Source organism: uncultured Aquabacterium sp. (assembly GCF_913773725.1).
Lineage (GTDB): Bacteria > Pseudomonadota > Gammaproteobacteria > Burkholderiales > Burkholderiaceae_C > Aquabacterium.
Genome location: NZ_CAJYGK010000114.1, coordinates 36,296 through 44,635, shown reverse-complemented (window position 1 = coordinate 44,635; position 8,340 = coordinate 36,296). Strand labels below are relative to the sequence as shown.

Below are 8,340 nucleotides of genomic sequence, written 5' to 3'. Positions count from 1 at the left end.
CGTGATGTAGGGCAGGTTGATGTCGGTCTGGGCCGAGTTCGACAGCTCGATCTTGGCCTTCTCGGCGGCTTCCTTCAGGCGCTGCAGGGCCAGCACGTCCTTGGTCAGGTCAACGCCTTGTTCCTTCTTGAACTCGGCAATGATGTAGTCGATGATGCGCTGGTCGAAGTCCTCGCCGCCCAGGAAGGTGTCACCGTTGGTCGACAGCACTTCGAACTGCTTTTCGCCGTCCACGTCGGCGATCTCGATGATGGACACGTCGAACGTGCCGCCACCCAGGTCATACACGGCGATCTTGCGGTCACCCTTGCCGGTCTTGTCCAGGCCGAAGGCCAGGGCGGCAGCGGTGGGCTCGTTGATGATGCGCTTGACGTCCAGACCGGCGATGCGGCCGGCGTCCTTGGTGGCCTGACGCTGGGCGTCGTTGAAGTAGGCGGGCACCGTGATGACGGCCTCGGTGACTTCTTCACCCAGGTAGTCTTCGGCGGTCTTCTTCATCTTGCGCAGCACTTCGGCCGACACCTGCGGCGGGGCCAGCTTCTTGCCGCGCACTTCCACCCAGGCGTCGCCGTTGTCGGCGGCCGCGATGGTGTAGGGCATCAGGTCGATGTCCTTCTGCACTTCCTTTTCGGTGAACTTGCGACCGATCAGGCGCTTCACCGCGTACAGCGTGTTCTTGGGGTTCGTGACAGCCTGGCGCTTGGCCGAGGCGCCCACCAGGATCTCGCCGTCTTCCTGATACGCGATGATCGACGGCGTGGTGCGCGCGCCTTCGCTGTTCTCGATGACCTTGGTGGTGTTGCCTTCCATGATGGCCACGCACGAGTTCGTGGTGCCCAGGTCAATGCCGATGATCTTGCCCATGTTGGTGTGCTCCTAGGGAATCTGAATCTGTGTGTGGAAGCCCAGTGCTTCCGCTTGTTCGGTGAAATGCGTGCGCCGTGGGGTTTTTCAAGAGGGCCGGCGAGCGATCAGGTTGATCTGTCGCAAGCCGGTCGGCCTACCGCGCCCGAGGCGGGTTCGCTCCGGATTACTTCGGTGCAGCGACCGTGACCAACGCGGGGCGCAGGATGCGATCTGCAATCGAATAGCCCTTCTGCAGCACGCCCACCACGGTGTTGGCCTCCTGGTCGGCCGGCACCATACTGATCGCCTGGTGCAGGTTCGGGTCGAACTTGGCGCCCTGGGCCGGGTTGATCTCCAGCACCTTGTTGCGCTCCAGTGCCGAAGCAAGCTGGCGGAGCGTGGCCTGGACCCCTTCCAGCACCACTTCGACAGGGGTGTCGGGCTTGGCTGCCTGGGTGGCGATGGCCGCCTCGAGGCTGTCCCGTACGGGCAGCAGGCTTTCAGCGAACGACTCGATGGCGAACTTGCGAGCCTTGCTGATCTCGTCCTCGGCGCGGCGCCGGGTGTTCTCGGCTTCGGCCTTGGCGCGCAGGTAGGCGTCTGCCACCTCGGTATGCTTGGCCTGCAACTCGCACAGCTGCTGCTCGACCGAGGGGGCGGCGTCGGCCTGGGCGGAGGTGGGGGCCTCTTGGCCTTGCTCGGGCATATGGGGGGTGTCGCTCATCTCTGTTTATGGGGTTGGATGCGAAAACTTTGCGCAGATCGGGGCGTCGCCCAGGCTTTCAAGGGGCAGCCCATCAAAAAAACTTCACAAGAGGGCGCGTGGCGGCTCAGTGGTCCTCAGCGCTGGCAGACCACCGTTCCCAGTCCGCCAGGCGGCGGCGGTCTCGCTTGGTGGGGCGGCCTTGCTCGATGCTCTCGGCCGGCTCGGATGCCAGGCGCCTGCGTTCGGTGTGTTCGGCGCGGCGCTGCACGCTCTCGGCCGTTTCTTCGTACAGTCGTTGCGCCTGCGGCGCAGGGCCGCGCACCGAGCTGATTGCCTTCACGAGGACAGTTCGGGTCAGTTGCCCCTGGCGGATGTCCAGCGTCTCGCCTCCGCGAAGCTCGCGCGAAGCCTTGGCGGCCTGCCCATTGACCTGGATGCGGCCCTTGTCGATGTCTTCCGCGGCCAGGCTGCGGGTCTTGTAGAAGCGCGCTGCCCAAAGCCATTTGTCCAGTCGGAGGCGATCTGTCAGGCCGGGCAAGGGGAGGGAATCAGCGTCTTGGCTCATGTCATCGAAAGGGAGGCGCACGCACTGTATCTCACCCCGGACCGGGGTCCCATGCGGGGGAACGCCGTCGTCAAGGTTTTGATTGGCCACCAGGGTGCCGTGCCTGGCGCGCAGCAAACCGGGCAGGGTCCAGAGCGTCTCGCAGGTCGACCTCCACCGGGCACGGGGTGCCTGTCACCCAATGGGCAAGCAGGTCTCCCGCCAACAAGGACCAGGCGATGCCCCGCGAGCCCAGCCCTGACAGCAGGTACAGCCCCCCCTGGGTGTCTCGGGTCCGGGGCAGCATGCGCGGCTGATCCAGGCGCAGGCGTGCGACGGCTTTCAGGCGGGCCTCGGACCAGGCAGGTGGGCCCACCAGCGGCAGACGGTCCGGCGTGACCGCCCGCCAGCCCACGCGCCCCTGGATGGTTTCCGGATGGGCATTCCACCGCGCCTGCAGGCCCGGCACACCGAGGCGTTCGGCGTGGGCCACGTTGCGAACATGGTCGGCAGCCCGGACCGTGGGGTCGTCGTCGTGGTGCTGGGTGGTTGCGCCACACAGCAGGGTCTGCGCGTCCAGGGTCAGGGCGTAGCCGCTGCCGGCCACCGGCACACGTGGCAGATCGGCCTGACCGGGCACCACCGTGATCTGCCCCCGAACCGGGCTCAAGGGGGGCAGGCTGACCGCGTGTTCAGGCGGCAAGCTGGCCAGAAGGGGCAGGGCACCCAGCGCATTGGCCAGCACCACGGTGCCGCTGCGGGCCAGCACGCCTCCGGCGGGATCCAGCAGCGTCCACTCGCTGGCGCCCGCAGCGGCGTCGTTCGGTCCAGGCCGCAAGGCGGCCACTTCCACACCGAATCGCCGCGTCAGCGTGCCCGGCGCGCGCTGCGCGGCCTCTTCGAGCAGCAACTCGGCCAGCCCCGCGGGATGAAGCCATCCCGCCTGCGCGAACCACCATCCTCCGCTCGGAATGGCAAGGCCGCAGGCCGACGCGCCTTCGTGGGCGTCCATCCAGCGGACATGGTCCTCAGGCAATCCCAGGCGATTCAGCAGTTGCCGCGCATCGTCGTCCCCCGTCTTCGGGTCCAGTCGCAGCAGCCCATTGGCCGCCCCCTTCAGGCGGCCTTCGGCAAGCCATCGGGATGCCCGTCGCCACAGGGCCAGCACTGCCGCGCGGTGTGCCCGCGCGTGGACGCCGTCTTCCCCGTGCACGATGCTGTGGAACAGTCCCCCGGGGTTGCCTGACGTGGCCTGCGCAGGGCCGGGGTGGCGTTCCAGCAGCGTCACGCGCCAGCCGGCCCGGCACAGTGACCAAGCGGCACTTGCGCCGGCCAGGCCGGCCCCCACCACCACGGCATGCCGGTGCTCTGGCGGCGGCCACAGGCCACCCGGTGGTGGCGGTGCTACATGGCGCGGCGCATAGCGGGCGGTCAGCATGTCCCTCTTGCTGCCGCAGCCCTGCATCTGCTTCACCGCGAAGCCGGCTGCGGCCAACCCCTCGCGGACCGAACGGGCGATTGTCCAAGTGGCGGCTGTGGCTTCTGGCGCGGCGAGTCGATGAAGGCGGGACAGCAGTTGCGCGTCCCACATGTCCGGGTTTTTGTCCGGCGCGAACCCATCCAGGAAGAAGGCATCTGCCTGGGCCAGCAGCGAGGGCAGCAGGTCTGCCACATCCCCCAGCCCCAACTGCAGGCGCACCCTCGGACAAGGCGCCTGCGGGCTGGGCTGAAGCGCGGGCTCGTCAAACTCCAAACCGTGCCAGCCCGGTGTCAGCGGCGGCCAGGCCGCACGCAGCCGCTCGGCAAGCTGCAGCGCCTCATCGGCCTGGCCCGCATGCACGGCCATCAGGGTGGCGTGATCGAGTGGGTGCTTTTCGACCGAGATGAAGATCAGCTCGTCGCAGCGTTCAGGATCCGCCCGCCAAGCCTGCCACGCGGCGAGGAAGTTGTTCCCGAGGCCGAACCCTGTTTCGAGGATGACGAAACGCTCCCGGCCCCGCCAGCGCTCTGGCAAGCCGTTGCCCGCCAAAAACACCTCGCGTGCCTGCGCCCAGGCGCCGTCCTCGGCGTGATAAAGGTCCTCGTACAGAAGGGAGTAGGGCACGCCGGGCGCGCGGCCATTCGGCGCGTCGCCCAGCTTGGCAGGATGCAGGGGCATGCCCGATTATTGGGCCGCCCAGCCTCCGTCCATGTTCCACGCGGCCCCGCGGATGTTGTCTCCAGCCGACGAACACAGGAACACGGCCAGATCCCCCAGTTGCCCCGGTGTCACGAACTGCAGGGACGGCTGCTTCTCGCCCAGCAGGCCTTTTTGCGCCTCGGCAAGAGAGATGCCTTCACGCGCCGCCTTGTCGTCGATCTGCTTCTGCACCAGGGGAGTCAGAACCCAGCCCGGGCAGATGGCGTTGACCGTGATGCCGGTGGTGGCGGTCTCCAGCGCGACCACCTTGGTCAGGCCGACGATGCCATGCTTTGCGGCCACATAAGCCGACTTGCCCGCCGACCCAACCAGTCCGTGCACCGAGGCGAGGTTGATGACCCGCCCCCAGTTCTTGGCCCGCATGCCCGGAATGGCCAGACGCGTCGTGTGGAAGGCCGAACTGAGGTTGATGGCGATCACGGCATCCCACTTCTCGATCGGGAAGTCCTCGACCAGGGACACGTGCTGGATGCCGGCGTTGTTGACCAAAACATCCACGCCGCCGAACTCGCGCTCGGCATAGGCCATCATGTCGGCGATCTCGGCCGGCTTGGACATGTCCGCGCCATGGAAGCCCACACGGATGCCATGTGCCTGTCCGGCTGTGGCAACGGCGGCCTGGGGCCCGTCGACATCACCAAACCCGTTCAGAATGACGTGAGCGCCCTGTGCCGCGAGCTTTTCGGCAATCCCCAGGCCAATGCCGCTGGTGGATCCGGTCACGAGGGCGGTTTTTCCTTTCAACATCTCGGGCCTCCTGTTGGCGAGTACACAGACAATGTATGACAGTCGGCCCATTATCTGATTCCAGCCTTCCTGCACCATGACGCAAGCGCAAATCCAACCCGTGCTCGAGTACGTGACCTGCCCCGGTGCGAGCCGCTCGGACGCCCAGGCACACCGCATGGCCTATTGGCGCTGGGGGGATCAGTCCAACCCGCGCGTGCTGATCTGCGTGCATGGCCTGAGCCGTCAGGGACGTGATTTCGACGTGCTGGCCCAGGCGTTGAGCCCGCACTACCAGGTGATCTGCCCGGATGTGGTCGGCCGCGGCCATTCGGATTGGCTGGCCGATCCTGCCGGGTACCAGGTGTTCACTTACGCGTCCGACATGGTGGTGCTCATGCAACACCTCCGTCAGCAACTGGGCGCCCCGAGCCCGATGGATGTCGATTGGATCGGGACGTCCATGGGCGGGCTCATCGGTCTGGCCCTGTCCAGCGTGCCGTCCGAAGTCTCTGGTGCGCGTTACCGCCGCCTCGTGCTCAACGATGTCGGCCCGCGTCTGCGGCACGAAGCCCTCGTCCGCATTGGCGACTACCTGGGCAAGCCGCTGCGATTCGATGACGTACAGCAGGCTGCCGATTACCTCTGGAGCATTTCGGCCGGATTCGGACCGCACACGCCTGCGCAATGGCTGGCCTTGTCGGAACCCTTGCTGCGGCCGGCACCGGACGGCGCCGGCCTGGTTCTTCACTATGACCCAGCCATTGCCGCGCCCTTCAAGACCATGACGGCCGACAGCGCCAGCAGCGGTGAAGCGATGCTGTGGCAGTTGTACGACGCGCTGCGCTGCGAGACCTTGTTGCTCCGTGGCGCCGAGTCCGACCTGCTTGATGCCGACACGGCGCGCGCCATGACCGAGCGCGGGCCGCGTGCGCGCCTTGTCGAATTCGCCGGGGTGGGGCATGCACCCACGCTGGTTGCGGCGGACCAGGTGGCGGTGGTGAAGGACTTCCTGCTCGCATGAAGACAGGTTCCCTGCAAGTCGGGCCCCTCGACGCCGGGGCATCGGAGGCCTCTGCCATCGTCGGGCTGGCCGATGTCGCGGCCGGCGGCGAGGCGGCGGGAGGCGAGCACCTGTTGGCCAAGGCCCGCACGTTCGCCGAGCCTCTGTTGTCCGGCCGGCACTTCGACACCGGCGAGGACGCGCTGCGCCACGCGGATGGCGTGCGGCAGATCCTGCAAGGCATCGGTGCGCCCCCGTCGCTACAGGCGTCGGCCTATCTGGTCTATGCCAGCGAATACCTGACCGACCCTGAGGAGGTCGTGGCCCGTGCCTTCGGCGACGACGCCGTCGGCCTCGTCATGCACACCCGCAAACTGGTGCAGGTGCAGCGCAACGCCCGCGACGCGCTGGGCGACGACACCGATGGCCCGCTGCGTGCCGAGCAGGTCGAACGCATTCGCAAGATGCTGCTGGCGTTCTCGCGCGACCTGCGCGTGGTCCTGCTGCGGCTGGCGTCGCGGCTCCAGACCCTGCGTCACTATGCCGAGACGAAGCAGACCTGTCCGCGCGCCCTGGCGCGTGAATCCATGCAGGTGTTTGCGCCGCTGGCCAATCGGCTCGGCATCTGGCAGATCAAGTGGGAGCTGGAAGACCTGTCCTTCCGCTTCCTAGAACCGGACACCTATCGCAGCATTGCGCGCTCGCTGCTCGAGAAGCGGCTCGAGCGGGAAAGCCACGTCGAGCAGTTGCGCCGGCAGCTCACGCAGGCCCTGTCCGAAGTCGGGATCGACGCCCAGGTGCAAGGGCGCCCCAAGCACCTCTACAGCATCTGGAAAAAGATGCAGGGCAAGCAGCTGCCGATCGAGCGCGTGTTCGATCTGCGCGCCCTGCGGGTGATCGTGGCCGACGTGCCGGCATGCTATGCCGCGCTCAGCCGCGTGCACGAGGTCTGGCACGCCCTGCCCGAGGAGTTCTCGGACTACATCGTGCGGCCCAAGCCCAATGGCTACCAGTCGTTGCACACCGTGGTGCGCGACGACCAGGGCCGCACGATCGAGATCCAGATCCGCACCCAGGACATGCACGACCATGCCGAAAGCGGCGTGGCGGCCCACTGGGCTTACAAGGAGGCTGGTGCCAAGGGTTACGCCGGTGTACAGGCTGCCGGCGATTTCGAAAGCCGCGTGGCCGAGGCGCGCAAGACCGTGTTGCGCCAGCTGCTCGCGTGGGAGCGCGATCTGGCCAGCGCCGACGAAGCCCAGGGTGGGCAGGCCGGCGCCGGCCTCTTCGACGATCGCATCTATGTGTTCACCCCGGAAGGCGAGATCATCGACCTGCCTGCGGGCGCCACCCCGGTCGACTTCGCCTACACGCTGCACACCAACCTGGGCCACCGCTGCCGCGGCGCCCGGGTCGATGGCGCCATGGTGACGCTCAACACGCCGCTGCGCAGCGGCCAGACCGTGGAGATCGTCTCCGTCAAGGAAGGGGGGCCGTCACTCGACTGGATCAACCCCGAGCTGGGCTACCTGCGCAGCCAGCGCGCGAAGGCCAAGGTGCGCGCCTGGTTCAATGCCCTTGCGCAGCAGGCCACGATTGCCAAGGGCCGCGAGCTGGTCGAGAAGCTGCTTCAGCGCGAGGGCAAGACCGCCATCAAGCTCGACGAGCTCGCGGCGCGTCTCGGTTTTCGCAGCGCCGAAGCGCTGTTCGACGTCGTCGGCAAGGACGAGTACTCGCTGCGCAACATCGAGCAGAGCTTCCGCCCCGCCGAACCCGAGCCCGATCCGGACCAGCTTCTGACCCAGCGCCTGGCGCGGCAGGAAGCGGCCGGCGCTCCAGGAGAAGGCAAGGGCGTGCTCGTGGTCGGCATGGACTCGCTGCTGACGCAGCTGGCGCGGTGCTGCAAGCCTGCCCCCCCCGATGTCATCGGCGGCTACGTCACCCGCGGCAAGGGCGTGGCGGTGCATCGCACCGACTGCAGCAACTTCCGCCAACTGGCAGGGCGCAGCCCCGAGCGCATCATCCCTGTGGCGTGGGGGCGCCATGCTGTGGCGGACAACGCTCACTACGCCGTCGATGTGCTGGTGGAGGGCCATGACCGCGGCGGACTGTTGCGTGATGTCTGCGATGTGCTCGCTCAGGCCAAGATTCCGGTGCAATCCATCCACAGTGAGACGGCCCGGGACCGAATCACGGTTACACTCACGCTCCAGACGACGGACACCACGCGACTCGCTCCGGTTCTTTCGAAAGTGTTGCAAATCAGCGGCGTGACGAAAGCGAGACGGAGATAGCGAAAAACGTGTTATAGTCTA

7 protein-coding genes are annotated in these 8,340 nt (G+C 67.1%); 2 read left to right on the top strand and 5 right to left on the bottom strand.

Translation table 11 applies throughout. The features are described 5' to 3' along the window. The 5 genes from QZ709_RS13580 to QZ709_RS13560 form a co-directional block, all read right to left on the bottom strand. Nucleotides 1–864, bottom strand: an 864-nt coding sequence (locus tag QZ709_RS13580; protein WP_294637834.1) for an Hsp70 family protein, incomplete at its 3' end; no start/stop codon positions are given. A gap of 166 nt (nt 865–1,030) precedes the next feature. Next, complete coding sequence (grpE, locus tag QZ709_RS13575; RefSeq protein ID WP_294637841.1) at nt 1,031–1,552, bottom strand: nucleotide exchange factor GrpE; 522 nt, start codon at nt 1,550–1,552, stop codon at nt 1,031–1,033. 124 nt (nt 1,553–1,676) lie between these two features. Further along, nucleotides 1,677–2,117: an RNA-binding S4 domain-containing protein gene (locus QZ709_RS13570; RefSeq protein WP_294637833.1), complete on the bottom strand. Its 441-nt coding sequence runs from the start codon at nt 2,115–2,117 to the stop codon at nt 1,677–1,679. 70 nt (nt 2,118–2,187) lie between these two features. Continuing rightward, a complete protein-coding gene (mnmC, locus tag QZ709_RS13565) occupies nt 2,188–4,254 on the bottom strand; it encodes an FAD-dependent 5-carboxymethylaminomethyl-2-thiouridine(34) oxidoreductase MnmC (protein WP_294637831.1) in 2,067 nt (688 codons plus the stop codon). A gap of 6 nt (nt 4,255–4,260) precedes the next feature. After that, a complete protein-coding gene (locus QZ709_RS13560; RefSeq protein ID WP_294637829.1) occupies nt 4,261–5,043 on the bottom strand; it encodes a 3-hydroxybutyrate dehydrogenase in 783 nt (260 codons plus the stop codon). A 76-nt stretch (nt 5,044–5,119) separates the two neighbouring features. Here QZ709_RS13560 and QZ709_RS13555 point away from each other — a divergent pair, with 76 nt between their 5' ends. Both QZ709_RS13555 and QZ709_RS13550 read left to right on the top strand, forming a co-directional pair. Continuing rightward, a complete protein-coding gene (locus QZ709_RS13555; RefSeq protein ID WP_294637828.1) occupies nt 5,120–6,046 on the top strand; it encodes an alpha/beta hydrolase in 927 nt (308 codons plus the stop codon). Then, nucleotides 6,043–8,319: a RelA/SpoT family protein gene (locus QZ709_RS13550; RefSeq protein ID WP_294637827.1), complete on the top strand. Its 2,277-nt coding sequence runs from the start codon at nt 6,043–6,045 to the stop codon at nt 8,317–8,319. Before QZ709_RS13555 ends, QZ709_RS13550 begins: the two co-directional genes overlap by 4 nt. Nucleotides 8,320–8,340: the final 21 nt, after the last annotated feature.